The 25,687-nt window shown below is 64.4% G+C and carries 21 protein-coding genes; 5 read left to right on the top strand and 16 right to left on the bottom strand.

The genetic code is table 11. The annotated features are described in order from the left end of the window. Positions 1 to 346 precede the first annotated feature (346 nt). Positions 347 to 592, top strand: coding sequence for an Lrp/AsnC ligand binding domain-containing protein (locus AAFX91_RS20835; protein WP_027579940.1), 246 nt, complete (start codon positions 347 to 349; stop codon positions 590 to 592). A gap of 1 nt (position 593) precedes the next feature. Here AAFX91_RS20835 and AAFX91_RS20830 read toward each other — a convergent pair whose 3' ends face one another. The 3 genes from AAFX91_RS20830 to AAFX91_RS20820 form a co-directional block, all read right to left on the bottom strand. After that, entirely contained in the window at positions 594 to 1,520 is a 927-nt protein-coding gene (locus tag AAFX91_RS20830; RefSeq protein ID WP_394567706.1) for a c-type cytochrome, read from the bottom strand. 197 nt (positions 1,521 to 1,717) lie between these two features. Next, entirely contained in the window at positions 1,718 to 2,293 is a 576-nt protein-coding gene (locus tag AAFX91_RS20825) for a hypothetical protein (protein WP_349644939.1), read from the bottom strand. 307 nt (positions 2,294 to 2,600) lie between these two features. Further along, a complete protein-coding gene (locus tag AAFX91_RS20820; RefSeq protein ID WP_394567705.1) occupies positions 2,601 to 3,533 on the bottom strand; it encodes a cytochrome c in 933 nt (310 codons plus the stop codon). 197 nt (positions 3,534 to 3,730) lie between these two features. Between AAFX91_RS20820 and AAFX91_RS20815 the strand changes: the two genes are divergently transcribed. Further along, positions 3,731 to 4,153: a CHRD domain-containing protein gene (locus tag AAFX91_RS20815; RefSeq protein ID WP_130584057.1), complete on the top strand. Its 423-nt coding sequence runs from the start codon at positions 3,731 to 3,733 to the stop codon at positions 4,151 to 4,153. Positions 4,154 to 4,387: 234 nt separating this feature from the next. Here AAFX91_RS20815 and AAFX91_RS20810 read toward each other — a convergent pair whose 3' ends face one another. The 6 genes from AAFX91_RS20810 to AAFX91_RS20785 all read right to left on the bottom strand — a co-directional run bounded on the left by AAFX91_RS20810 (position 4,388) and on the right by AAFX91_RS20785 (position 12,829). Continuing rightward, on the bottom strand, positions 4,388 to 4,837 hold the full coding sequence (locus tag AAFX91_RS20810; protein WP_130583334.1) for a cytochrome c: 450 nt from the start codon (positions 4,835 to 4,837) through the stop codon (positions 4,388 to 4,390). 105 nt (positions 4,838 to 4,942) lie between these two features. Next, entirely contained in the window at positions 4,943 to 7,252 is a 2,310-nt protein-coding gene (locus tag AAFX91_RS20805; RefSeq protein WP_394567704.1) for a xanthine dehydrogenase family protein molybdopterin-binding subunit, read from the bottom strand. Positions 7,253 to 7,388: 136 nt separating this feature from the next. Beyond that, positions 7,389 to 8,918 (bottom strand): murein biosynthesis integral membrane protein MurJ, encoded by a 1,530-nt coding sequence (murJ, locus tag AAFX91_RS20800; RefSeq protein WP_130583332.1) that lies wholly within the window; start codon positions 8,916 to 8,918, stop codon positions 7,389 to 7,391. 43 nt (positions 8,919 to 8,961) lie between these two features. After that, positions 8,962 to 10,113, bottom strand: a complete 1,152-nt coding sequence (locus tag AAFX91_RS20795) for a DegT/DnrJ/EryC1/StrS family aminotransferase (protein ID WP_394567703.1) — start codon at positions 10,111 to 10,113, stop codon at positions 8,962 to 8,964. Positions 10,114 to 10,143: 30 nt separating this feature from the next. Continuing rightward, a complete protein-coding gene (locus AAFX91_RS20790) occupies positions 10,144 to 11,160 on the bottom strand; it encodes a Gfo/Idh/MocA family protein (RefSeq protein ID WP_282527754.1) in 1,017 nt (338 codons plus the stop codon). Between the two features lie 259 nt (positions 11,161 to 11,419). Then, complete coding sequence (locus tag AAFX91_RS20785) at positions 11,420 to 12,829, bottom strand: mannose-1-phosphate guanylyltransferase/mannose-6-phosphate isomerase (protein WP_394567702.1); 1,410 nt, start codon at positions 12,827 to 12,829, stop codon at positions 11,420 to 11,422. A 438-nt stretch (positions 12,830 to 13,267) separates the two neighbouring features. Here AAFX91_RS20785 and AAFX91_RS20780 point away from each other — a divergent pair, with 438 nt between their 5' ends. After that, a complete protein-coding gene (locus tag AAFX91_RS20780; protein ID WP_394567701.1) occupies positions 13,268 to 14,248 on the top strand; it encodes a lysylphosphatidylglycerol synthase transmembrane domain-containing protein in 981 nt (326 codons plus the stop codon). Then, entirely contained in the window at positions 14,245 to 15,261 is a 1,017-nt protein-coding gene (locus AAFX91_RS20775; RefSeq protein ID WP_394567700.1) for a glycosyltransferase family 4 protein, read from the top strand. Before AAFX91_RS20780 ends, AAFX91_RS20775 begins: the two co-directional genes overlap by 4 nt. On the opposite strand, the gene AAFX91_RS20770 is transcribed toward AAFX91_RS20775, so the two are convergent. From AAFX91_RS20770 to rfaD, 6 genes are all read right to left on the bottom strand, one after another. Beyond that, positions 15,258 to 16,208: an NAD-dependent epimerase/dehydratase family protein gene (locus AAFX91_RS20770; RefSeq protein ID WP_130582527.1), complete on the bottom strand. Its 951-nt coding sequence runs from the start codon at positions 16,206 to 16,208 to the stop codon at positions 15,258 to 15,260. The two genes, AAFX91_RS20775 and AAFX91_RS20770, sit on opposite strands and share 4 nt — an antisense overlap. After that, positions 16,205 to 17,425 (bottom strand): glycosyltransferase family 4 protein, encoded by a 1,221-nt coding sequence (locus AAFX91_RS20765; RefSeq protein ID WP_394567699.1) that lies wholly within the window; start codon positions 17,423 to 17,425, stop codon positions 16,205 to 16,207. The genes AAFX91_RS20770 and AAFX91_RS20765 overlap by 4 nt, the downstream gene beginning before the upstream one ends. 26 nt (positions 17,426 to 17,451) lie before the next feature. Further along, entirely contained in the window at positions 17,452 to 19,365 is a 1,914-nt protein-coding gene (locus AAFX91_RS20760) for a polysaccharide biosynthesis protein (protein WP_394567698.1), read from the bottom strand. A gap of 82 nt (positions 19,366 to 19,447) precedes the next feature. Next, positions 19,448 to 20,752, bottom strand: coding sequence for an O-antigen ligase family protein (locus AAFX91_RS20755; RefSeq protein ID WP_394567697.1), 1,305 nt, complete (start codon positions 20,750 to 20,752; stop codon positions 19,448 to 19,450). Further along, positions 20,749 to 22,221, bottom strand: coding sequence for a D-glycero-beta-D-manno-heptose-7-phosphate kinase (rfaE1, locus tag AAFX91_RS20750; protein WP_394567696.1), 1,473 nt, complete (start codon positions 22,219 to 22,221; stop codon positions 20,749 to 20,751). Before rfaE1 ends, AAFX91_RS20755 begins: the two co-directional genes overlap by 4 nt. A gap of 28 nt (positions 22,222 to 22,249) precedes the next feature. After that, positions 22,250 to 23,230, bottom strand: a complete 981-nt coding sequence (gene rfaD, locus AAFX91_RS20745; RefSeq protein WP_394567694.1) for an ADP-glyceromanno-heptose 6-epimerase — start codon at positions 23,228 to 23,230, stop codon at positions 22,250 to 22,252. A gap of 154 nt (positions 23,231 to 23,384) precedes the next feature. Between rfaD and waaF the strand changes: the two genes are divergently transcribed. After that, positions 23,385 to 24,446 (top strand): lipopolysaccharide heptosyltransferase II, encoded by a 1,062-nt coding sequence (gene waaF / locus AAFX91_RS20740; RefSeq protein ID WP_394567693.1) that lies wholly within the window; start codon positions 23,385 to 23,387, stop codon positions 24,444 to 24,446. Here the strand turns inward: waaF and AAFX91_RS20735 are convergent. Beyond that, complete coding sequence (locus AAFX91_RS20735; protein ID WP_394567692.1) at positions 24,428 to 25,486, bottom strand: glycosyltransferase family 4 protein; 1,059 nt, start codon at positions 25,484 to 25,486, stop codon at positions 24,428 to 24,430. The two genes, waaF and AAFX91_RS20735, sit on opposite strands and share 19 nt — an antisense overlap. Positions 25,487 to 25,687: the final 201 nt, after the last annotated feature.

The following is a 25,687-nucleotide window of genomic DNA, read 5'->3' as shown; positions in this document are numbered from 1 at the left end:
CAGCCACAAAATGCTCCAGGCCAGATGGAACAACGACTTCCTTCTCCGCGCCCTCGCCCATATGCGATAGCCCTACCGCTTGCGGGGAGAGGTCGAAATTCAAGCGCAGCTTGAATTTCGGGTGAGGGGGAGCCTCCACGAGGGTATCTGCCACCGTGTTCGTGGAGAGAGCCCCTCACCCCAACCCTCTCCCCGTAAGAACGGGGAGAGGGAAGTGCCGCCGTCAATCCGTACTAGTTAAAATCAGTTCGCTTTAGCGCCAAGGACCAAGGCCGGCAAGCTGGCTTGCCATCGCACCCCGAATTTGGCTCTATGCACCGGCTACCCTGCCCCGGAGATGACAGCGATGGTTCCCTTCTTCATCCAGATCAAGTGCAAGCTCGGCCAGTCCTATGCCGTCGCCAATGCGCTGGCGGAGGCCGAGATCGCCTCCGAGATCTACTCCACCGCGGGCGATTACGATCTCCTGGTGAAGTTCTACGTCGACAAAGACACCGACATCGGCCATTTCGTCAACGAGAAGGTCCAGGTCATCCCGGGCATCCAGGACACCCACACCATCATCACCTTCAAGGCGTTCGGGACCACCTAGATTAATTGACGTGGCCGACTGCCCAGACATAGGCGGCCACTGCGGCAGTGTCGGCGTCCGACAGCTCAGCACCTCCCTTCGGCGGCATGACGCCCGTATAGTTGCGCGGGTGCGGTATGCCGCCGGTCACCGTCTTGGTGATCGCCGCGAGGCTGCCGTCGCTCCACACCCAGTTGCCGGAAGTCAGGTCTGGACCGACTGACGTCCCTCGGGCATCGGACCCGTGACATCCGCTGCAGGTGCCGTTGCTGGCCTCGCCGTGGAAGATGCGGTCGCCGAGCGCAACCTGATCCTTGGTGGCGCCGGGCGGCACCGACAGATCCGCCGTGGCGCGCCCAGCGTCGGCATGCGTCCCTTCCGGCGGCACGGCCGCGCCACTCGAACCCGGCGCCGGGGCGATTGCCGGTGCGGCAGCCAGCCGCGCGGTTGCCGCATCGCCGCTAAAAGTCACTCGCCAGATGCGGCCATGCACGTCATCGCCGATATAGAGAGCCCCGTCCGGCCCCATCGCGAGGCCGCTCGGCCGAAAGGCGGCGCGACCGGGATCCTTGTGCGCGCCTGCGAAGCCGTCCGCGAACACCACATAGTTGCCCGCCGCCTTGCCGTCGGCCATCGGCTGAAAAACGACATTGTAGCCCGCCTGCTCCCGCGGCGCGCGATTCCACGAACCGTGGAATGCGATGAAGCCGCCGTCACGATAGGGCTCAGGGAACTGCGTGCCGGTATAGATCAGCATGGCGTTGGGCGCCCAATGGCCGGGAAAGGCGGCGACCGGCGCTAGCTTAGCGGCGCAGGCCCCGACCGCCTTGCCGCCGTCGCCGCCATATTCCGGCGCCAGGACGAGCTTTTTCTGATCTTGGTCGTAGTAGCATTCCGGCCATCCGTAATCGCCACCCTTCTTCAGCTCGAGGAGCTCCTCGGCCGGCAACTCGACACCCTGCTCGACCGTGTAGAGCTTGGGCCAATTCTGCGATAGCTGATCGCGACCGTGCTGGGTGACATAGAGCCGCCCGGCCTGTCGAACGCGAATCCCTCGCCATTGCGTATGCCGGTGGCGGACCGCTCAGCCGCTGAGAAGGTCTGATCGGTCTTGTTGGCGTCGTAGCGCCAGGTGCCGGCGCGCGTCTACAACTCGGTGCAGGGATTGAGACCGGGCGACAGCGGCATGCGGTTGTCGGCCTGGCAGGCATTGGTCGCGGATCCCAAATCGACGAACAGGTTGCCCGTCGCGTCAATGACGAACGGGTGCATCGGGTGGTCGCCGGTCAGCGGCATGCCGGCCACCACCGTCTGCGGCTGGCTGGCCGGCGCGATTTCGTCCGGCGCGCGCGCATAGCGGACGATCTTGTCGTTCAGTTCGGCATAGAGCGCACCATTGTAGAGCGCGATGCCGGTACCGCCGGCGGCGCCCGTGGACTTGTCCGGGCCAAAGCGCCGAATGACGTCTGCCCTCCCGCTGCCAGTCGTGTCCTTGAGCGCGAGCAGAAATCCGCCGGCCGGCGGAGTGTCGTTATGGTAGTAACGACCGCTCCAACTGTTGGCATAGACAACATTGTCGCTGCTGACCGCAAGATGGCGCACATGGCCGAGATTGTCGGCAAAGACCGTAGCGCAAAATCCGGGCGACAGGGTGATGCCGCTATCCTGATTTTGGCATTCTGCGGCGGCGGCGGCGCCATGGGGAGCGGCCGCCGTAGCCATGGCCAACACCAAGATAGCTGAAGGGAGATTTATCTTCGCGCGCTCGTGTGACGGCATTGTCTCTGGTCCCTTACGCGGCCCAACGGAACTGAACCACGGGCTCAGTTCGCTTCACACCGCTATCTCCGAACGTTTATAACGATAGCGCTTATTGAAGCGCAGGCATTTCGGATTTGCACGAGGACCGGGGACTCAAAGCTTTGTGATCGGATCGGGGAACAAACTCAAAAGATGCTGCGCCGGCTCCAGACGGTTCTCTCTTCGCCGTTCGGATGTGCCGTTCATCAAGCACTTACGAGTACACGCCCTAGGTCTTGCTCCCGCTCCGCTTCGGCGGCGGCGTGGGCCCCTCGACCGGTGGCAGCGATTTGAGATAATCCGCCATCGCCGCGCGGTCGTCGTCGGACAATTGCGATGTGTTCTTGATCACGCGCGCCATCAATCCGCTGGCGCTGTCGCCCTCAGGCAATTCGCCGGTCTTCAGGAAATAGGCGAAATCCTTCACGCTCCAGTCTCCGAGATTCTTTTGCGTGATGTTCGGCACCCAGCCCTCGCCCTCCGGATTCGGTCCGCCGCCAAAACGCTGCGCGCGGATGATGCCGCCCAGGACATTGCGCGGGCTGTGGCACTCCGCGCAATGGCCAAAACTGTTCACGAGATAGGCCCCGCGATTCCATTGCGCGGAGCGTGTCGGATCCGGCGTGAACGGCTTGCCATCCATGAACAGGACTTTCCAGACGCCGATGTTGCGGCGGATGTTGAAGGGAAACGGCACGTCGTGATCGCGCACCGTGCCGGCGACCGGCGGCAGCGTCTTGATGAAGGCGAAGAGGTCGCGGACGTCCTCGATCTTCGTATGCTGGTAGGACGTGTAGGGAAACGCCGGGAAAAAGTGGGTGCCCTCCGGCGAGGTGCCCTTCATGACCGCGGTGACGAAATCGGCCTCGCTCCATCGGCCGATGCCGTCATTGGGATCGGGCGAGATGTTCGGCGCATAGAAGGTGCCGAACGGAGAAGGAATCGCGAGCCCGCCGCCGAGCCGGGTGCGATCGGGCTGGTCGGGCACGGCGTGGCAGGACGAGCATCCGCCCGCGTTGAAGATGGTAGAGCCGTTGTTGATGTCAGGCTCGTAGGCCGGCAACGCGCTGGCCGCGATCGTCGAAGGTATGGTCAGCCACCAATAAACGCCGACGGCGACAATGCCGGCAAGGATGACCGCGGGATATATTCGTCGCAACATGGTCCGACCCGTCATTGGAGCGTTCTCGACCGAAGCGGGACACCGCTTCGCGCTGCATCGATCGAGCGGCTAATATGGCGACAGTTTCGGCCATGCGCTTGCTCGAAATTTTCCGCGCTCGCGGGCGATTTTGGAATAAAGCGGATAAGCTATTGTTTTGAGGTCGACACTCATCCGAGGCCAACAGGGAGAAAACCATGCCGAACAAGACCATGCTTGCCACGCTCGCGCTCGGAGCCGCCATCGTATTTGCCGGTCCTGCTCTCGCCGACAAGTACAAGGTGACGTTAGACGGCAAATCGGAAGTGCCGCCGAACAGCAGCAGCGGAACCGGCACCGCAGATGTCGATTACGATCCGGCGACCAAGAAGCTGAGCTGGAAGGTGACCTATTCCGGCCTCACCGGTCCCGCCACCGCGGCGCATTTCCACGGTCCAGCCGAAGCCGGCAAGAACGGCGGTGTCGCGGTCCCGATCCCGAATATCGCCTCGAGCCCCGCCGAAGGCAGCGCCACGCTGACGGACACGCAGGCCGCCGATTTCCTCGCCGGCAAGTACTACGTGAACGTCCACACCGCAGCCAATCCGGGCGGCGAAATCCGCGGCCAGGTCGTGAAATAGGCGAGCCACAAGCGTTCATTCCTGAAGGCGGATGCTGCGGCATCCGCCTTTTTCGTTTTGTACCTAATGAGGTAGATCGGCGGTGACCACGATGAAGCTGCGCCCCCTCTCCCGCCTGCGGGAGAGGGCTGGGGTGAGGGTATCTCCGCGATAAAGACTCTTCGTGTGGAGAGAGCCCTCACCCGGCGCTTACGCGCCGACCTCTCCCGCAAGCGGGAGAGGTGAAACCTCCCGTCACTTCAATTTGACACGATAGGTGTCGTGACACCCGCCGCAGCGATCGTTGATGGCGGTGTAGGCCACCTTCAACTGATCGAGATTCTTGACCTTGCCCTTGAAGTCGGCGATCGCCTTCGTGACCGGCGGGATCTTGGAATCAAAATCGGCCTTGTTCTGCCAGATCTTGGGCGACGACGTGTAGTGGGCATCCTTCACGTCTTCCTTTGGGTTGGTGGCAAAGACGGTCGCGATCTTCGCGACGTTCGTTTCGAGATCGGAGAGCGCCGTATCGACCGCCTTCTGGTCGTACGGGATATCGCCCTTCACCATTTTCCCGATCACGGTGTACATGCTCTTCGCCTGCGACCGCATCAGGTTATCCTGCTGAACGGCGATCTCCTGCTGAGCCATGACAGCGCTTGCACCGAGCAGCACGCCGCACACCACCATAACCATCCGCTTCATCGGCGAATTCTCCTTTTCGTGAAGCTTTTGCCGGACGTGCCCCTACCGCCGCTTCTCCAGTAGAACCCGTGCGCGGGGATTTATTCCCGCGCTACGAGATCGTCATCAGAGATTATGGCGTCGCTGCGCCTCGCGGATCGCGATCCAGACCCGCTCGGGGGTGGCGGGCATATCGATGTGGTCGATCTTGTATTCGCGCCACAGGCCTTCGACGATCGCGTTGACGATTGCCGGACACGAGCCGATCGCGCCGGCTTCGCCCGCGCCCTTGACGCCAAGCGGATTGGTCGCACAGGGCACGTTGTGGGTCTCGAACACGAAGGACGGACCGTCGGAGGCGCGCGGCACCGCATAGTCCATGAAGGTGCCGGTGACGAGTTGGCCGTCGGTTGCGCTATAGACCGCCTGCTCCATCAGCGCCTGCCCGATACCCTGCATCGCGCCGCCGTGAACCTGACCCGCGAGCAGCAGCGGGTTCAGTGTCACGCCGAAGTCATCGACGATGACGTAGTTCACGATCTTGATGATGCCGGTCGCCGGATCGATCTCGACTTCGGCCAGATGCGTTCCGTTCGGATAGGTGCCGTCGGCACTGGCGAAGGTCGCGCTGGCGTTCAGCTTCGACGGATCGACGCCGGGACGCTTGGCGAGATCGGCAAAGCTGATCGAGCGGTCGGTGCCGGCGATGCGGATCACACCGTCTGATATCTCGAGGTCGCCGGCGCTTGCTTCCAACGCCTGCGCCGCGATCTCCTTCAGTCTGTCGCCGAGCGCGGCGGTGGCGCGCTGCACGCTGACGCCGCCCGACGGGATCGAAGCCGAGCCGCCGGTGCCAAGACCCGTTGCGATCTTGTCGGTGTCGCCCTGCAGGATGTGGACGCGCTCGGGCGGCAGGCCGAACTGTTCGGCAACGAGCTGCGCATAGGCGGTCTGGTGGCCCTGCCCGCTCGATTGCGTGCCGATCAGGATCGAGACGTCACCATTGGGGTCGAGCGCGACATTCGCGGTCTCCTCGCCCATTGTGCCGCAGATCTCGACATAGGTTGCAAGCCCGATGCCGCGCACCAGACCGTTCTTCTTCGCCGCCTTGGCGCGCTTGGGAAATTCCTTCCACTCCGCGATCTCCATCGCGCGCTTCATATGCGCGGCGAAGTCGCCGGAGTCATAGACCTTCCCGGTCGCGGTCTTGTAGGGCAGCGCCTTCGGCGGAATGAAGTTCTTGCGGCGGATCGCATCCGGCGTCATGTCGAGTTTTCGCGCGGTCGCATCAACCAGGCGTTCGACGACGTAAGCCGCCTCCGGCCGTCCGGCGCCGCGATAGGCATCGACCGGCACGGTGTTGGTGAACACGGTGCGGACGCGGCAATGGAAGGCCTGGATGTCATAGAGGCCCGGCAGCATGCCGGCGCCGCCATGCGGAATATACGGGCCGAAGGTCGAGAGATAGCCGCCCATGTCGCCCATCAGGTCGACGTCCATGCCTAGGAACTTGCCGTCCTCGGCCAGCGCCATTCGCGCGGTCGTGACGTTGTCGCGCCCCTGCGAGTCGCCCATGAAGTGGTCGGCACGGTCAGCCGTCCATTTGACGGTCTTCTTCAACTGCCGCGCGGCGACCGCGATCAGCGCATATTCGCGGTAGGGAAACAGCTTGGTGCCGAAGCCGCCGCCGACATCGGGGCAGATCACCCGCATGTTCTCGACCGGGATCTTCAGGATGTTCTGGCAGAGGATGTCGCGCAGGCGATGGCTGCCCTGGCTGCCGATCGTCAGCGTCAGATGATCCTTCTTGGCGTCATACTCGGCGACCGCCGCACGCGTCTCCATGAAGTTGGTGACGATGCGCGGATTGACGATCGAGATTTCCGCGACCGCATGCGCCTTGGCAAAGGCTTCCTCAGTCGCCTTCTTGTCGCCGATCGAGACGTCGAACAGCACGTTACCCGGCTTGTCGGGCCAGACCTGCGGTGCGCCCGGCTTCACGGCATTGACGACGCCGATCACGGCCGGCAGCGGCGTCCACTGCACGTCGATCGCCTCGATCGCATCGCGCGCCTGATCGATCGTCTCGGCGACGACGAAGGCGACGGCATCGCCGACATGACGCACCTCGTCCTTGGCCAGGATCGGATAGGGCGGACCGGCGAACGGGTCGGTCTCCAGGTTGAACAGGCACGGCAGATCGCCGAGATCGGCGACCTCGGCCGCAGTCAGGATCAGGCTGACGCCCGGCAGGCCGCGCGCCTTGGTGACATCGATGGTGAACTTCGCATGCGCATGCGGCGAGCGCAGCACCAGCGAATGCAACGCCGGCTGCGGCGCGACGTCGTCGGTGTAGCGGCCCATGCCGCGAATGAGCGCGTCGTCTTCCTTGCGGCGTACACTCTGGCCGACGCCGAATTTGATGGGGGCTGCCATCGTCACTCCAATTGTCGTTGTTGTCCACGCCATCTTGGCGTGTTTCCCGCCATATTGGCGCGGTTGGGAAAGAAGCGCAAACCGCGAATTGCGGAGCTTGGAAGCACCGCAACAAAAAGCTGATTTGACTTGAAAACTATCCGCGCCGCAGGGCGAAGAGCCATCCGCGCCCGAACAGCACCAGGATGGAAAAGCCATAGACGAAGGCGCCGACTGCAATCAGGAGCGCAAGGATGGTTTCATCGCGCAGCACATGCATCTGCGCGAAATAGACGGCCGCGAATCGCTCGGTCCACCAAAGCGCCCCCGCGAGCACGAGGCCGGAGACGGCGAATTTCGCAAAGGTCAGCATCATCAGGCGATCGAGCTCAAGATAGCCGGCGCGCACCGCAAAGCCGAGCACCAGCAACAGGTTGATCCAGGCACCTACGGCGGTGGCGAGCGCAAGCCCGATCTGGGCGAGCGGGGCCATCAGGCCGATCTTCAGCAGCAGATTGGCCCCCAACCCGGTCAGCGACGCCTTCACCGGCGTTGCCGTATCCTTGCGTGCATAGAACGTCGCAACCGCACTGCGGATCATCACGAACGGGATCAGGCCGATCGAATAGGCCGCCAATGTCGCGGCGGCCGCCGCCGCGTCGGCTTTGGTGAAGGCGCCGCGCGCAAACGCCGCGCGCACGATGATATCGGGCACGGTGAGGAAAGCCGCGACAAAGGGCACGGTGGCAAGCAAGGTGAAATCAAACGCGCGGCGCTGCGCACCCGCAGCCCCCGCAACATCCTGTGCGGTGATCCGCCGCGACATTTCCGGCAACAGCACGGTGCCGACGGCAATCCCGATCACGCCGATCGGCAGTTGATAAAGCCGCTCGGCGTAATAGAGCGCCGACAGCGCGCCGGCCGCGAGGAACGTCGCGATGATGGTGTCGGCGAACACGGCGACCTGCGTGCCCATCGAGCCCAGCGTCGCCGGCCCGATCGCGCGGAAAAAGGCGCGGACGTCCTCATCCAGCCGCGGCATGGCAAAGCGCGGCAGCGTGCCGTGCCTCGCCAGATCGCCCGCGAGCAGGAAATATTGCAGGAAGCCGGAGATCAGCACGCCCCAGGCTGCAGCGTGACCCGCACTCGGGAAGAAGGCCGCCAGCGCCAGCGTCGCCATCATCGACAGATTGAGGAGGATAGACGCCCCGGCGGCGCTGGCAAAGCGCTGCATCACGTTGAGCATGCCGCCATAGAGCGTCACCATCGTGATCAGCAGCAGATACGGAAAGGTGATGCGCGTCAGCTCGATCGCAAGCTGTCGCTGCTCGGCGTCATCGGTGAAGCCGGGCGCCAGGACGCGCAGCGCCTGCGGCATGAAGGCCCAGGCCAGCGCCAGCAGGATCAGTTGCGACAGGAACAGAAGCGTAAAGATGCGGTCGGCGAACAGGCGCGCGGACGTATCGCCGCCCTTGCCGTGGACATGGGCGTAAGCCGGGACGAACGCGGTGTTGAACGCGCCCTCGGCGAAGATCGCGCGAAAATTGTTCGGCAGGCGCCAGGCCACCAGGAAGGCGTCGGCAATCGGTCCCGCGCCGAGGATCGCGGCGAGCATGATGTCGCGCGCGAGGCCCGTCAGCCGCGAAAGCAGGGTGTAGCCGCCGACCGTGAAGATGCGTCCAAGCATGCGCCGGTTCTAGCCCAAGCACCGGCGCCGCAAAACGGCGAAATCAGGACGAAAGCGCGCCGCGCACAGCCTCGATGATTCGCCCCTGCGTCGCCTCGTCGAGATAGGCGTGAATCGGCAGGCTGACGACGTCGTTCGAAAGCCGTTCGCTGACCGGCAGGCCGCCCTCCGCCACCGGGAAGTCGCGGTAGGCGGTCTGCTGATGCATCGATTTCGTATAATAGATCGCGGTCGGAACGCCCTGCGCCTTCAGCGCCGCGGCAAAGCCGTCACGGTCGGTGCCCTCGGGCAGGCGGATGGTGTAGCACGCCCAGATCGAGCTGCAGCCGGCGGCGAGACGCGGCACGGTCACGACATTGCCGAGCCCGCGCGCATAGCGCTCCGCAACCTCATTACGCGCTGCGATCTCGTCCTCGAATATCTTGAGCTTCTCGAGCAGCACGGCTGCCTGCATGGTGTCGAGCCGCCCGGTCAGGCCCAGGCGCACATTGTCGTATTTGTCGGAGCCCTGGCCGTGCACGCGAATGCTGCGCAGCGTCTGCGCAAGCTCGTCGTCGTCTGTGAAGATCGCGCCGCCGTCGCCGAAGCAGCCGAGCGGCTTTGCCGGGAAGAAGCTGGTCGCCGTCGCCAGGCCGAAGGTGCCGATCCGCCGCCCCTTGTAGGTGGCGCCAAAGCCCTGGGCCGCGTCATCGAGCACGAACAGGCCCTCGGCCTTGGCGACCTCGCCAATCGCATCGTGATCGGCACTCTGCCCGAACAGGTCGACTGGAATCACGCCGACAGGCTTGAGGCCGCGCGCCTTCGCGGTCGCAATCCCACGCTTCAGCGAGGCGGCATCCATGTTGAACGTCGCCTCATCGACGTCGACGAAAACCGGCGTCGCGCCGGTCAGCGCCACCGATTCGCCGGTCGCGCAGAACGTGAAGGACGGGCACAGCACCGCATCGCCCGGGCCGACCTTCTTGGCCATCAGCACCATCAGGAGCGCGTCGGTGCCGCTGGCGCAGGCCACCACATATTTTGCGCCCGAGAATTTTGCGAGTTCGGCCTCCAGCGCCGACACTTCCGGCCCGCCGATGAACTGGCAATGGGAGAGCACGCGGGAGACCGCCTCATCGACGGAGGTGCCAAGCCGGCGGCGCTGCGCGGCAAGGTCGATGAAGGGAATGGGTTCTGGGCGCATATGCTGGTTCATGGGACCTTGCGGGACGCGTGAGTAAGACTGTCAGCCGGCGACGCGGCGCGGGGCCTTGCGAGCGATGGTCGCGGCGGGCGTGGCCGGCGCTTCCAGACATTTGATCGCGATCTCGAGGCTCGCGACGCCCTCGTTGCCGGATACCGCCGGCTCCTTGCCGCTCCTCACCGCGTCGAGGAACGCAATCAATTCGGCGCGCAACGGTTCGTCGTGGCCAACCGGCAAATGCCGCATCGAATAGCTGCCGTCGGGCTTGAAGCCGAAGCACTCGGTGACCTGCCGGGTCAGGAGATCGCCCATCACATATTTGCCGCGCGTTGCGACCGTGACGCTGCGCGCCTTGAACGGCGTCAGCCAGTTGGTGTTGATATGCGCGAGCACGCCCGAGGCGGTACGGAATTGCAACAGCGCGATGTCCTCGCGCTCGGCCACGGCGCTGGAAAGCTGCGGCTGCACGTCGACGATTTCAGACTCGGTGAACCAGCGGATCAGATCGATGTCGTGCACGGCCAGATCGATGACGACGCCGACATTGGACATGCGCGGAGGAAACGGACCGACGCGGGTGATGCCGATCGAGAGGATGTCTTCGCCCGATATCGCCTGCTTGATCGCGGCCACCGCCGGGTTGAAGCGCTCAACGTGGCCGACCATCAGCGTCACGCCGGCCTCCCGCGCGGCGGTGACGATGTCGTTGCCCTCCTCGACCGTGGAGGCGACGGGCTTCTCGACCAGGATATGGACGTTCTGCGCGATACAGGTGAGCGCGATCTCGTGATGCAGATGGGTCGGCGCCGCGATCGTCACGGCATCGACGCCTTCAGCGAGCAGTTCATCGAGCGTCGCAAACGCCCGGCAGCCGACCAGCGCAACGGCGCGTGCGCGATGTTCAGCCAGGGGATCGACGATCCCGACCAGCGTGACCTCGGGCAATCCCGCCAGCACGCGTGCATGGTTGCTGCCCATGACCCCCGCACCGATCACCCCGACGCGCAAGGCACGCCTGATCCCGGCTTTTGCGGCCAACCCCGACCCTTTGGAACTCATGTGGTTACCCCAACAGACTTTTGGTGGCGCCCATCGGTTGCGCGTTCTTCCCCGGACCAGCCTGATTCACCGAATCAGGCCGCAGCCCTATCCCCTTGTCCTGACGTGCTTTCTTTCCCCGAAGCATCGTCACGCACACGCTATAGCATGCCGTCACAAATGTGGCGAATGCCAACGCGCAAATCCGGACACGTTTTGATTCAAAAGATTACACGGTCTCGCGGTCCATCTGGGACGAAATCGATGCACGGCGCAACCATCAGGTGCGCTGATAATCGTCCTCGATACGGATGATGTCGTCCTCGCCGAGATAGCTGCCGGTCTGCACTTCGATCAATTCCAGCAGGATCTTGCCGGGGTTCTCCAGCCGGTGGACCGCGCCGATCGGGATGTAGATCGACTCGTTCTCGTGCACGATCTTCACCGTTTCGTTGACGGTGACGCGCGCGGCGCCACGGACCACGATCCAGTGCTCGGAACGGTGATGGTGCTTCTGCAGCGACAGCCGCTCGCCCGGCTTGACGATGATGCGCTTGACCTGGTGGCGTTCGCCATTGTCGACTGACTGGTACGAGCCCCAGGGCCGATGCACCTTGATGTGGTTCTCGGTGACCTCCGGCGCCACCGTCTTCAGTTTCGCCACCAGGCGCTTCAGGCCGTTGGCGTCCTTCTGCCGCGACACCAGGATGGCGTCCTGCGTCGCGACCACCACGAGGTCGTCGACGCCCTCGAGCGCGACCAGCGCGCGGTCGGTCCAGACGTTGCTGTTGCGGGAGTCCTCGAAGACCGCAGCGCCGCGCGCGGCATTGCCTTGCCCGTCTTTCTCAGACAATTCCCACACCGCGTGCCAGGAGCCGACATCCGACCAGCCGCAGGACACCGGCACCACCGCCGCGCGCGCGGTCTTTTCCATCACCGCATAATCGATCGAGATCGCTTTCGCCGATCCGAACGCATCCGCATCGAGCTTGACGAAGCCGAGATCGCGCTCGGTCTTCGTCATCGCCTCGGTCACCGCCTGCACGCTCGCGGCATCGAAATTGCGGTACTCGTCGAGCAGGACGTCGGCGCGGAACATGAAGTTGCCGCTGTTCCAGAGATAGCCCGACGTGATGTAGTCGGCCGCGGTTGCCGCATCCGGCTTCTCGACGAATTTTGCGACCGCGCGCACCTGCCCCGAAATGCCATCGCCGGGGCTGATATAGCCGTATTCGGTGGCCGGGCGCTCGGGATTGACGCCAAAGGTGACGATGCGGCCTGCTTTCGCGGCAATCAGCCCCTCGCGACAGGCGGCGACGAAGGCCTCGGTGTCTTCAACCACGTGATCGGCGGCGAGCGCCAGCACGGTCGCGTCCCTGTCGCGCGCTTGCGCAAAGGCGGCGCCGGCCGCGATCGCCGGCCCCGAGTCGCGCCGCGCCGGCTCCAGCAGCACGTCCGCCTCGCGCCCGATGCCGGCCAGTTGCTCCAGCACCATGAACCGATAGGCGTTGTTGGTGATCACGATCGGCCGCTCGAACAGCGCCGGATCCGACACCCTGAGCAGCGACTCCTGGAAGGTCGAGCGCGTCCCGAACAACGGCAGGAACTGCTTCGGATGGACCTCGCGCGACGCCGGCCACAGCCTCGTGCCTGCTCCGCCGCACATGATCAGTGGAATAATTCGGTCCATCCTAACCTCGAATTCTGTAGTGATCGCGTTGCCCGACGATAGTTAACGTCCTCATCGTTCCTCCGGAACCGATGTCCCTATCCCCTTCACATTGTCGACACCGGCGAAATGCCTGGGGGCACGGACGCGACCAGCAGTAGATGACAGCCCTTGGCGGGCGGGTTTTCCACCCGCAAGCGCTACCACACCGGCTAGTCCCTTCAGATGAATTTTTGTGGGCAGCGTAAACCTTTATGAGCATGCAAGCCAAATACCCGGGCAACCCGGCAGTCCCCCGTTCAGGCCCTCTTTACCCGCCGGTTAGAGGATGCCGCAAGAGCGATCGAACGGCTATTGCAAGATCGGTCCTAAACCCATACCAAGGCCACCGAATTCGGCGCACGGCGCCGATTTGCGCCGTTTTTGACGTCTTTCTCGAACCTGGCAAGCGCTGACGAGATGCGCCGGATACTGCTTTCGACCATCAAGATATTGATCTCGGCTGCGTTGCTTTACCTCTCGCTCCGCAAGGTCAACCTGTATGACCTCGCTGCGCGCATCCGCGTCGAAAGCCTGGGCTGGATCGCTCTCGCGATCGCGGTGACCTTCCTGCAGATCTTCCTCGGCGTATTGCGATGGCGCGAGATCAGCGCCGAATGCGGCGCGCCGCTCGAAACCCGGCAGGCGATGCGCTTCAACGTGATCGGGACCTTCTTCAATCAGACCTTGCCATCGTCGATCGGCGGCGATGCGGTGCGGCTGTGGCTGGTCGCGCGCTCCGGCGCCGGCTGGCGCGCGGCGACCTATTCGATCTTCGTCGACCGAGCCATCGGCCTGATCGCGCTCGCCGTGCTGATCGTTGCGAGCCTGCCGTGGAGCTATCGGTTGATCAACGATCCTCAGGGACGGTCGGCGCTGCTCGTGATCGATTTCGCGGCGCTTGCGGCCGGCGGCGGCTTTCTGCTGCTCGGCGCATTGAAGTGGCCGTGGCTGAAGCGCTGGTGGGGAACGCACCACATCCACGCCTGCGCCGTCATCGCAAACAAGGTGCTGTTCAGCCGGGATCGCGGGCCGAAGGTCGCGGTGCTCTCTCTGCTCGTCCACGTCCTGGCCGTCGTCATCGTCTGGTGCGTGGCGCAGTCCATTTCCGCACCGCTACTGTTCAGCCAGATATTTCAACTGGTGCCGCCGGTGATGTTGATCACCATGCTGCCGATTTCGATTGCAGGCTGGGGCGTGCGCGAGGCGAGCATGGGTCTCGCCTTCGGCTACGCCGGGCTGGCGGCCAACGAGGGCGTCAACGTTTCGCTGCTGTTCGGCGCCGTGTCCTTCATCGTCGGCGCATTTGGCGGGCTGGTGTGGATTCTCAGCGCGGAAAAGAAAGCACAAGGGGACAAGCCGATCGCGGTCCCCGAGCAATCGCTCTCGCCAATCGAATGACCAACGCTGATATCGCGCTTTCGCTCGTCGCCGCGGCGCTTGCTGCGTTATTGTCGGCGCTCCTCATTTGGCTGCTGCGGCCGATGCTGTTGCGCGTGGCGCTCGCCAAGCCGAATGCGCGCTCATCCCATCGGATCCCGACGCCGCAGGGCGCGGGGATCGCCGTGATCGCGGCGACGCTGGTTGCGGCGGGCACGCTCGTCGCATTGAGCGGCAACGACACGCTGCAAATCCCCATCGCGGTCTTCGGTGCGACCTTGTTCATCGCCGCTGTCGGCTTTGCCGATGACATCAAGCCCGTGCCCGTGCTGCCGCGCCTGTTGCTGCAGGGATTGGCGGTGGCTGTGATCGTGTTCGCCGCGCCCGGCGATCTCAGGATCGTACCGGCCGTCCCGTTCTGGATCGAGCGCGGCTTGCTGCTGATCGCGGGCCTCTGGTTCGTGAACCTCGTCAACTTCATGGACGGGCTCGACCTGATGACGGCGGCCGAAGCAGTGCCGATCACGGCGGCAGTCGCACTGCTCGGCTTTTGGGCGCAGATTCCGCCTTCGACCGCGCTGGTGGCAGCGGCGCTGTGCGGCGCGCTGCTCGGCTTCTCTCCCTTCAATCGTCCGGTGGCAAAGATCTTCCTCGGTGACGTCGGCAGCCTGCCGATCGGACTCCTGCTCGGCTGGTGCCTGCTGCAGCTCGCCTATCACCAGCAGGTCACCGCGGCGTTGCTGCTGCCGCTCTATTACCTGGCTGATGCCACGATCACGCTGCTGCGCCGGCTGATCAACAGAGAGCCATTCTGGGCGGCGCACCGCTCGCACTTTTACCAACGCGCGACGGACAACGGATTTTCCGTGTCGCGCATCGTCGGCGAAGTCTTCGCGCTCAATGTCGCGCTCGCGCTGCTCGCGATGTTGTCGATCCAATTGGATTCGGCCGCGGCGAGCCTCGTTCTGCTGCTCGCAGGCGCGAGCGCGGTGGCGTGGCAGCTCTATAGATTTTCGCGCAGAAACGCCGGTTAATCGATCAGGTGGTCGAAACCGCGCAAGGCGCGCTTCAAGCCCTCATTGAGGCCGATGAGCGGCCGCCAGCCGGTGGACGCGACCTTGGACAGGTCGAGTTCGAGCGAGCCGAACAGGCTCTCATTGGCCTCGTTGCGGCCGGTAATGCTGAACAATGAACTCAACACCGGCCGCGGCATGGAAAACAGGCGCGCCGGTTTGCCTGCTGCGGCGGCGAGGAGCTCGATGAATTCGGGCGTCGACACCTGCTCGTCATCCGCGACAAGGAAAATGTTGAACTGGCCATCCGGATGAGAAAGCCGATGCAGCACGAATGATGTCAGATTCTCCACCGAGACGAACGCACGACGGTTGCGCACGTTCGCAAACGGGAGCGGGACGCCGAGACCGATCGCCTTTTCGAGCAACGCGAGATTACCTTTGGCGCCGAACCCGTAGATCAATGGCGGCCGAATGATCGTGACCGTCATCTGGCTCCCCTGCGCCAAATGTCTCAATCCTGCTTCGGCCGCCGCTTTCGACATTCCATAGAGGCCGCGCGGGGTCAGGACGTCGTTCTCGCTAAATGGCGCGCGACCGTCAGTGCTTCGGCCGTGCACCAGCACGGTGCTGACGAAGATAAAGTGGCGGACACCGGCCTCGGCCGCGCAACGGGCCAGATGCAACGTGCCTTCAAGATTGACGATGCGATAAAGCTCGACGGTGTGTTCCTCCCGCCTGTGATGCACGCGCGCCGCCAGATGCACGACCGCATCGACGCCCTCGAGCGCAGCCCGCCAGTCGGTGACGGGGCCGATCGAATCGATCGTCACCTCGTCGGCGCTGCCTGTCGGGCTGCGGACGGCGCGTCGCACCACCCAACCGTTGCGCCCCAGCACCGGCGACATATGCCGGCCGACGAACCCGCTCGCTCCCGTCACCAACACCACGGGCTGGTCTTTAGTCACGACCGTAACTCCCGATACCGCTCTTCCGATCCAATCAGTCTCTGAATGAGGGCTGCATATCCTGTCAAGGCACGTTCGGGACTATACCTCCTCGCCACCGCGACAGCCCGCTCCGGCAGCGTCGGATCGGGAGTTCGCGATGCTGCGCGAATCGCCTCGGCCAGTTGCGCCGGAATGCCCGGCGTCACAACCCACCCGAGATCGTGCTCCGCTACCGTCAGCGCGGCTTCGGCATCCGGCTCGGATATGAGGATGACCGGCCGGCCCACCGCAAGCAGATTGTAGAACCGGCTCGGCACCGAGACGCCGGCGACATCCTTTCGATAAGGAATGAGCCAGAGGTCCGCCGCCGACAGGAAATCCTGCAGCTCTTCATCCGCAACGCGGTCCACCAGCGTGATATTGGCGAGCTTCGCCTCGGACTGCATCGATCTCAGTTCGTCGAAGCCCATCCCCCAGCCCGAGAGCAGGAAATGAATGCCGGGATCATCCTTCAGCCGGCGCGCCGCCTCGAACACGATCACAGGATCGTGGGTGAAGCCGAGATTGCCGGAAAGGCCGACGATAAAACGGCCCCCAAGCCCGCGACGGAAGGCATTGTCGGCCGCAACCGGGCGAACCGCGGGGTCGATGGTGGTCCAGTTCGGAATGAATTCGATCTTGTCCCGCGTCATGCCGCGATAGCTCAACAGCAACTTCTCGCTGTCGCGGCCGATGATGACAACGGTGGTCAACGCGCGGAACATCAGCCCATTCATGGCGCGCATCGCTCTGGTAACGATCGAGCCCGGCTTCAACAAGCCGCTCAGGACGAGCACCTCCGGAAACAGATCGTGCATGATCAGGATCGACCGGGCGCGCTTCAATCTGGCCGCGGCGGCGACGGCGTAAGGCAGCACAAAAGGGGCCGTCACCGTCAGCGCGACGTCGCCGGGCTCAAGCCGCCTGAGAAGGGCGAAGAAGGTGCGCGCGGTGAACAGCAGCTCGGCGGTGGCGCGCTTGAGGAGCGCGGCCTTGTCCGGCATCCGGTTCTTGATCTCCTCGACCGCCGGCCGATCGGCTGCCGATTTCGACGCAGAGCGCGGCCATCCCGACAGCACCAGCACGTCCACCTCCCTCGCAAGGCGGTTCGCTATCGCAGCCATGATCGCGGCGGTCGTGCTCTGGTCCGGCGGATAGTGCTGACTGACGACGATGACTTTTCCGGGCTTCTGCATCGGTGGTCTCGCGGATCAGGGGCGGATCACGCGGCGTTCGATCCGAATTCAGGCACGGCATCCTTCAGCACGCCGCGGATCGTGGTGCGATCGTCTCTGGCGATCGCCTCTTCCAGCGCAGCGAGCCATTTGCGCAAGGTCGCCATCGGCGGCTCGTTCGGCCTGGCTGCCATGATTCCGGCAATCCCGATCTCGACCGTCGGCTCCTCACTCGCGAACAGGATCTCGTTCAGCCTCTCCCCCGGCCGTATCCCACTGAAGACGATATCGACGTCGATGCCGGGCTGCAGGCCCGACAGACGTATCATCCGCTCGGCAAGCTCGACGATCTTGACCGGCTGGCCCATTTCGAGAACGTAGACGGAGACGTCGGGTCGCACCAGCGTCAGCGCATGCGTGGCCGCAGTCAACACGAGATCGCAGGCTTCGCGGATGGTCATGAAATAACGCACCATGTCGGGATGCGTGACGGTAACCGGGCCGCCCGCCTCGATCTGCGCCTTGAATTTGGGCACCACCGACCCGTTCGACGCCAGCACATTGCCGAACCGGACCGAGATCAGGCGCATATGCGGCTTGTCGCCGAACTGCGCGGCAAGATCGTGATCGAGCGCCTGGCAATACATTTCGGCAAAGCGCTTGGTCAGGCCCAGCATCGAGACCGGCTCGATTGCCTTGTCGGTGGAGATCATCACCATCGCCTTGGCGCCGGCTTCGCGTGCGGCGTCCGCAACGTTCACCGATCCGAAGATGTTGGTCTTGACGCCCTCGCTCCAGTCGCGCTCGAGAATCGGCACGTGTTTCAGCGCCGCGGCATGGAACACGATGTCGGGCTTGAATTCACGCATCAGCCGCAGGATGCGCTCGCGATCGCGAATGTCGGCGATGCGGCCTTCCACCGCCGCCTCGGCCCCGCGCGCCGCGAGCGCCTCGGTGACCGCATACAGGGCCGGCTCCGAATGCTCGATGACCAGCAGGCGGGCGGCACCGAACGTCGCCACGCGATCGCAGATTTCGGCGCCGATCGAGCCGCCGCCGCCGGTGACGATGACGCTCTTGCCTTTCACCAACCCTTCCAGGCGGGCATAGTCGATCGTCGCGGTCGGACGCAGCAGCAGGTCTTCGACCGCGACATTGGTCAGCCGCGGCGCATCGCCGCCCTCGAGCGATGGCAGGCGGCTGACCATCAGGCCCATCCGCTTTGCCCGCATCAGCACCGATTCCGGATGCGCGTCGGGCTCGAACGCCGACGGCGTCATCACCACCCGCTTGATCGGCTTCTCGCGGCTTTGGAACTCGCGGATCACGGTTTCGACATCGTCGACGCCACCGAGCACCGGGATGTTGCGGATCTGCTGGCCGAGGTCGGAATTCGACGGCGACAGCACGCCGACCGGCCAGATCCGCTTGATGGCGCCGTTCTCGATCCCGCGCAGCACGATCTCGGCATCCGCCGCACGCCCGACCAGGAGCGTCGGCGCCGCGTCATCGGTGCGGGCATGGTGGCGCGTGCGCGAGTAGCGAAAATAGCGGTAGGCGAAGCGAAGCGCGCCCAGCGAGAACACCTGGAGGAAGAAATAGAGGACGATGGTGATGCGGCCGAAAAACACGGTTCCGTGGAAACTCGGCGCGATGAAGAAGAAGACGTAGTCGAGAACGACCAGTGCCAGCGTCAGGACTGCCGAGGCGCGCAGGATGTTGAGGGCGTCCGGCAGCGAGATGAAACGCCATTTCGAGGTGGTGAGATTGAAGACGTAACAGATGATCACGCTGAAGACGACAAACCAGGGCAGGATGCGCAGCAGCAACGGCAGGCGATCCGTGAGCAGATCGCCCTCGAAGCGCAGATAGAATGCGGCCAGGAGCGCGAATGCGGTCGCGACCGCGTCATGCATCACGATCAGGAAGTTGCGTGTCGTGAGTTGAGAGAAGCGCGTCATGTGACGGATGGGCCAAGGACCAAGAGGTTTGCAACAGCGTTCGGGGCTGCTGATAGCCCATATGCAGCGCGCAGGCCAGAGATCATGGCGTGACCGAGCTTAGCGGTTTTACGGCCGCGCCGTCCGATTTCGCCTTCAGCACCATGCCGCCGGCGACGCCGACGCCGAGTACGTACATCCAGCCCTCGTGGAAATCGAAGATGTGCGAGTTGAACAACGAGGTAAAAACATTCTGCACGACCACCAAGAGCCCGATCCAATTGACCAGCCCCTCGCCCCGAAACAGTCTTAGATGCCAGAACCAGATGGCATAGAGGATGACGACGCCAACAATGCCCCATTGCACGGCGACATTCAATGTCTGGTTGTGCGGATTGCCGACCACGTCGCTGGTCGCCTTGAGCTCCTCGGCGGACACCTCGGTCGCGACCTGCGCGAACAGCCCGCGGATGGAGCCGGTGCCGTGGCCGATCAAAGGCGCATCGGCGATGAAGCCCAGCGATTTGCGCCAGTATTCGAGCCGGAGCCCGATCGAGGTCGCTCGGTTCTGCTCCTTGTATTCCCGATAGTCCTTGCTGAAGCTCTCCGCTGTCGAGTGCAGTTGCGGCGAGGTCTGCCAGGCGACCGCCGCCAGCACCGCCACCGCTGCAGCAATGATCAGGATGCTGCGCCAGCTCAGATGCAGGAAGGCGAACACCGCAAGCATCACGGGCACCGTGACCAGCGCCGTCCGCGAGACGATCACAAAGGCCATGTTGACGAAAAAGCTCAAGGCGATCGCGACCAGCAGGCCGGCCAGCGCGAATCTCTTCGCGCGCAGGAGGGTGATAATGGGATAGGCCAGCGCCACCGCACACAGCGTGAACTCCTGGCTCTGGTCGATATAGTTCTTCACGAAGATGCCGCGCTCGGCGTCAATAGGCGGTTTCAGCGACAGGCTGGGCTGCAGGAACACCAGCCAGGACATCACCACCAGGAGCGTGCAGGAGATCAGGAACGCGGTGAACACCCACATCCCGCGGGTCGAGCGCTCGAAATGGTAGAGTAGGAACGGCAGCACCAGGAGCTTGGCCGTCGGGCTCAGGGCATAGGTGCGCGCGCCCCAGGGCGCGTCCGACCACAGCATGCCGACGACCGCAAGCAGGAACAGTGCGATCGGCAGCGCGACGATCGGCCGCTTCAGCGATTGCAGGAAAGACTTCAGATCGAGCGTCGGCGCGACCACGATCACGAACACTGCGCCGAAGATGCCGACCAGCGAGGTCGACCAGGGCAGCGACAGCGCGAGCAGCACGGCGACGATGTCGGCCGCTTTGGTCCAGGCGGCTGGGTTGCGCCAGGCCGGCAGCGCGGCGGCTGCGGGAGAAAAGCCCGCCGCCGTGCTCACGCCTTGCCTCCGCGGGCGCGGGCGACCAGCGAGGTCGTGCTGAAGCCGGGCAGGATGTCGACCAGCAGCACCTCGCCGCCATGGGCTTCGACGATCTCGTGGCCGACCACCTGCGCGCGGGTATAGTCGCCGCCCTTGACCAGGACGCTCGGCTTGATCGCCGTGATCAGGTTGATCGGCGTGTCCTCCTCGAAAATGGCGACGAGATCGACCGCCTCCAGCGCCGCCAGCACTTCGGCACGTGCGCGCTCGTCCTGCACCGGGCGTCCCTGCCCTTTCAGCCGCCTGACGGAGGCGTCGCTGTTGAGGCCGACGATCAGCCGGTCGCAGGCGCCGCGCGCCGCCGTCAACACCTTGACGTGGCCGGGATGCAGGATGTCGAAGCAGCCATTGGTGAAGCCGACGCGCAGGCCCTGCCGGCGCCATTCGCTGAGCTGGGCGCCAAGATCGCCGCCGGCCGCGACGATCTTCTCTTCCGCCACAAGCGAGGCATGCGGCAGGATCTTGCGCCTGAGCTCGGCCGGCGTCACCGTCGCGGTGCCGGTCTTGCCGACGGCGACCGCGGCCGCCGCGCTGGCCACCCGCAACGCGGTCTCCCAATCGGCGTTGGCAGCGAGCGACAGCGCGAGCGCAGCCGCAACCGTGTCGCCGGCGCCGGAGACGTCACGGACCTTCACCGGCAACGCCGGCACGTGCACGGTTTCGCCGTCACGCACCACCAGCGTCATGCCGTGCTCGCCCTGCGTCACCAGCATCGCCTCGCAATCGGCGAGCCGCATCGCATCCTCCGCTGCTTCGGCGATCGCATCGGGCGTATCGGCACGGCTCCGCGTCGCCTCGGCGAATTCCTTGCGGTTGGGGGTCAGCAGCGTCGCGCCGCGATAGATCGCGAGATTGAGGCTCTTGGGGTCGACGATCACGCGCTTGCCAAGCTTGCGCGCAGCGTCGATGGTGTTGCGGATCACGCGCGCGGTCAGCACGCCCTTGGCATAGTCCGACAGCAGCACGATGTCGGCGCGGGCAAGTTCCGGAATGATCGTGTCGATCAGTTGCTGCTCGATCTCGCCTGCCGCCGGCTGCGCCTGCTCCCAGTCCGCGCGCAGCATGTGGGTGGAGAAATGCTCGGAGACGAAGCGTACCTTCCGCGTCGTCGGTCGCGCGCTGTCGCATACCAGCCGGCTTTCGATGCCCCTCTCCGCCGCTAGCGCCGCCCTCAGTCTCGCGCCCGTTTCATCCTCGCCGACGAGGCCGACAAAAATGCAGCGGCCGCCGAGCGAAGCGATATTGCGCGCGACATTACCGGCGCCGCCGACATTGGTCTCGCTGCGCTGGACCGCGATCACCGGCGCCGGCGCCTCCGGCGAAATTCGCGACACTTCGCCATAGACGAATTCGTCCAGCATCAGGTCACCGATGCAAAGCACGGTCTGACGGGAAAGCGCCTGCGACAGGGTTTCGAAATCGAACATCTGTTTCCTTGGCCCGTTCCTTGGCCCGTCAGCGATAGCGGTCGGGACGATCGAGGAAGCCGTTCACGTAAGCATCGACGGCGTCCTCGAGCCGCGTGAAACCGCCGTTATAGCCCGCGCGCTGCAGGCGATCGACATCGGCTTGCGTGAAATATTGATAGCTGCCCCTGATCTGTTCGGGCATATCGACATACTCGATGTTCGGCGGCCGCTCGAGCGCGGCATAGGCCGACAGCATCAGGTCCTTAAAACTGCGCGCGGTGCCGGTTCCGACATTGAACAGTCCGCTGACCGAAGGCGTGGCGAGCAGCCACATCATCACCCGCACGGTATCGTCGACATAGATGAAGTCGCGCCGCTGGTCGCCATCGACGATGCCATCGCGATGCGACTTGAACAATTGCACCACCCGGCCTGCCTTGATGTCGTCGAAGCGCCGCGCCAGCACGCTCATCATGGTGCCCTTGTGATATTCGTTCGGCCCGAACACGTTGAAGAATTTCAGGCCCGCCCATTGCGGCGGCAGCTTCTCGCCGCGCGCGGCGCGCTCGGCCACGGTGAGATCGAACAGATGCTTGCTCCAGCCGTAGAGATTCATCGGCTGCAGCTTCTTCAGCGCTTCGACCGTCTGCTCGTCGCGAAATCCTGCTTCGCCGTCACCATAGGTCGCAGCCGAGGACGCATAGATCAACGGCGTCGCATTCGCCGTGCACCAGTCGAGCAGCCGGAGCGAGAAGCGGAAATTGGTCTCGATCACGAGATCGCCGTCGGTCGCCGTGGTCTCGGAGATCGCGCCGAGATGGATCACCGCATCGAGCTGCCGGCCCGACAGCCACGCCGAAAGCTCCGAGGGCGGCACGAAATCGGCAAGCTGGCGTTTTGCCAGATTGCGCCACTTGCCGTCATGGCCGAGCACGTCGCACACGACAACGTCCCTGCGGCCGGCGTCATTCAACGCGGCCACGACATTCGACCCGATAAAACCGGCCCCGCCGGTCACCAGCAACATGCCGATCCCTGCCCTGATTTGTGCGGCGCCAGCTTTGCCCCAGTCCGGTGGTGCAGGCAACTTGCCCGGTGGAAGAATTCCATCTCACTTTACCTCCGGAGGGAGAGGGGCTACCGACGAGGCCGCAAAAGCGCCCGGTTCCCGCACAGAAGATATGAACATTGATTCAATAGAAGGCATTGAGGTCGAGGACGCCGGCGATACCCGCCCGATCCTGATCATCCCCTATATGTGGATCGGCGATTTCGTGCGCGGCCATACCGTGGTGCGGGTACTGAAACAGCGCTGGCCGAATCGTCCGGTCGACATGCTCACGACCTCGCTCTGCGCGCCGCTGGTCGACTACATGCCTGATGTCCGCGGCAAGATCGTCTGGGATTTGCCGCGCGGCCGCCTGGCGGTGGCAAAACAGTTCGGCTTGGCAAGGGAATTTCGCGCCCGCGGCTACCAAACCGCCCTGGTCATGCTCCGCACCTGGAAATCGGCGATCGCGCCGACGCTGGCCGGCATCCCGGAGCGGGTCGGCTTTTTCGGCGAGGCGCGGTTCGGCCTCATCAATCGGATGCGCTGGGGTGAGAAGAAGCTGGATCGCATGGTCGACCAGATGTCGGCGCTCGCTTTGCCCGTGGGTGCGAAATTCCCGTCCGAATGGCCCGTGCCGCAACTCAGGGTTCCCGCCGAGGAAACCGAGCGCTGGCGGCAAGCCAACGGTCTGGGACGCGGTCCCGCGATCGCGCTGGCGCCCGGCTCGGTCGGCTCGGGTAAGCGCTGGACCTATTACGGCGAGGCCGCACGGCTGCTCGCGGTGCGCGGTTTCGACGTCTGGGTGGTCGGCGGCCCCGGCGAGAAGGCGCTGGCCACGGAGATCGTCGCGGCCGGCGGCGCTGGTGTCCGCGACCTGACCGGCACCGATCTGCGCAACGGTATCCTGGCGATGGCCGCAGCGAGCGTCGCGATCTCCAACGATTCCGGCTTGATGCATGTCGCAGCCGCGCTCGGCACGCCAACCATGGGCATTTTCGGCCCCACCAGCCCCTACCATTGGGCGCCGCTCAACGGTCTGGCGGCCACCGTGGTGACCAAGACACATGTGCCGTGCCAGCCCTGCCATCGCCCGGTCTGCACCATGAACGACCACCGCTGCATGCGCGATATCCCGGCCTCCGACGTGGCCGATATCGCCGAGCGCGTGCTGGCTCAGGCGAGCGCGCGATAGACCGCGGCGATCCCGCTTGCCTCCGCGTCGAGACTGAATTTCTCCACCACGCGCACTCGCGCCCGCTCCCCCATCGCAGCCGCAGCCGCCGGATCGCGCATCAACGGCTCGAGCGCGGCACAGAGCGCATCGACGTCCCCCGGCGGCACCAGCACGCCGGTGACGCCATCCTCGACCACGAATTCGGCCGCCCCTGCGCGCGCCGCCACCAGCGCCGCGCCTGAAGACATCGCCTCGATCAGCGTCAATCCAAAGCCCTCGTTGCGCGAGGTGAAGGCGTAGATGGTCAATCGCTGGTACCAGCGCTCGACCTCCTCGATCGGCACCTCCCCGGTGATCCTGATCCGCGACGTCAGCCCCGCCGCCTCGATCCGCTGTTTCAGCCCGCTCGCAAACCCCTGCTGCTCCGGCACCACGGCGCCGACCAGCACGGCGGAAAAATCCGGATAGCGCGGCAACAGTCGGCACATCGCCTCGACAAAGACGTCGCTGCCCTTCTGCGCGCGAACGCGGCCGAAGCAGCCGATCGCGTAAGCCCCGGGCAGGCCGCTCTCGGCGAACGCCGCCGCGCGGTCGGCCGGCGGCGCGTAGCGTTCGGTGTCGACACCATGCATCACGACCGTCGCCTCGCGCTTGAGGAACGACGCAGACAACGCGCTCGTCGCGATCACCGCATCCATCTGCCGGATCAGCCAGCGCGTCAGCCAGGTGTGATGGCGCTGCGCGGCCGACGTGAACACCAGCTTCAACGGCCAGCCGAGCGCGCGCAGCAGAACGCCTGCAATCATCTCGTCATTGCGCCGCGCGTGCCAGATCAGCGGCACAGGGCGGCGCCATAGTTTCAGGAGATCGACGAAGCCCATGCGCGCGATGCCCTCGGGCGCATGCGAGCCGAGCCAGGCGGCGCGGAACATCGTCGCAAGCTTTGGTGCGACCATGCGGTTGGTCGCGGTCACGCCCGAATAGCGCCTGTGCAGATTCGGCACGATCAACTGCAGATCAGCGGCCGGATTGTTCTCGATCGGCGCATTGGCTCCCATTGGGTCCCCCTTTGCAGGAGTTCGTATACGCAACATTAAGCATAGGGGCCAGTTCTCAGGCCACGAAACCCCCTCTTCATCGCGGCCCCGCTAACATCCCGTGAAAATAACCGGGGAGAGGTAGTGGAGTGCCCCCCAAAAGTGAGACACGGGAAATTAGGGACAGTTCTCTAACGGAGAACGTATGCCCAACAAATCCCC

The organism is Bradyrhizobium sp. 31Argb (genome assembly GCF_043638955.1).
In the GTDB taxonomy this organism is placed as follows: Bacteria; Pseudomonadota; Alphaproteobacteria; order Rhizobiales; family Xanthobacteraceae; genus Bradyrhizobium.
Note: the sequence above shows the minus strand (reverse complement) of the source record. Positions and strands in the feature narration are given on the sequence as shown.